Annotated in this window: 1 pseudogene; it reads left to right on the top strand. The window is 65.0% G+C overall.

Annotation, left to right across the window (positions count from 1 at the left end):
* Nucleotides 1-64: 64 nt before the first annotated feature.
* A pseudogene (locus BPODLACK_RS23755) lies at nt 65-1,060 on the top strand (IS3 family transposase); the annotation flags it as partial.

Genomic DNA, 1,060 nt, shown 5'->3' with positions numbered 1-1,060 from the left:
ACCCCGGGTGTTGGACACGCTGAATCCCGCAAGATTGGCGGGGGAAGCGAGATGATCGACACCGATGGCAAGGAAGAGTTATCCCGACGAGTTCAAACGGGACGCGGTAGAGCTGTACCGAGACACCGAGGGCGCAACGATCACGCAGATTGCCGATGAACTCGGCATCTCTGGGGTGACGCTGTCGGCGTGGTGTAAGAGCGCTGGTGTGCCGATCCGGCACCGCAACCCGACTGCGGCGGGTGCAGCCCCAGCGGGTGTCGAGAGCCCTGACCAGGAGCTGGCCCGGCTACGGGCCGAGAACCAGGCGTTGCGGGCTGACAAGACTCGGTTGGCCACCGAGCGTGACATCCTGCGGTCGGCGGCCAAATATTTCGCCGGGGAGACGAACTGGTGAGCCGCTTTCAGTTCGTCGCCGACCACTGCGACGCCTACCCGGTGAAGTGGCTATGCGCGATCGTCGAGGTCGCGCGATCGTCGTTTTATGCCTGGCTGGCCGGCGCCGACGGCCGAGCTGCCCGCATCGCCGCTGACCAGGAGCTGGAAGCCCGGATCCGCACCGTGCACGACGAAGACAACACCTACGGGGCGCCGCGGATCACCGCTGAACTCAACGACGGTGCTCCCGAAGGTGAGCGGGTCAACCACAAGCGGGTGGCCCGGGTGATGCGCAGCGCCGGGATCGCCGGCTACCGGCGGCGACGGCGGGTCAAGACCACCACGCCGGATCCAGCGAACCAGAAGGTCCCGGACTTGCTGAAACGGGATTTCACCGCCGCGGCACCGAACGTTAAGTATGTCGGCGACATCACCTATCTGCCGTTGGCCACCGGGTCGAATCTGTATCTGGCGACGGTGATCGACTGCTTCTCCGGCCGGGTCGCGGGGTGGGCGATCGCCGATCATATGCGCACCGAACTGGTCGAAGACGCCCTCAAAGCCGCTGCGGCGCTGCGCAAGGGCCTGACCGGTGCAGTGTTCCACGGTGTTGCATCGACCGATTGAACGCGCCCAGTACACTTCAAAGGATTTCGCGATACTCTGCGCAGCTCTGGGCGTT

Source organism: Gordonia sp. YY1, from assembly GCF_009872315.1.
Lineage (GTDB): Bacteria > Actinomycetota > Actinomycetes > Mycobacteriales > Mycobacteriaceae > Gordonia > Gordonia amicalis.
This window is presented reverse-complemented; position numbering and strand designations above follow the sequence as displayed.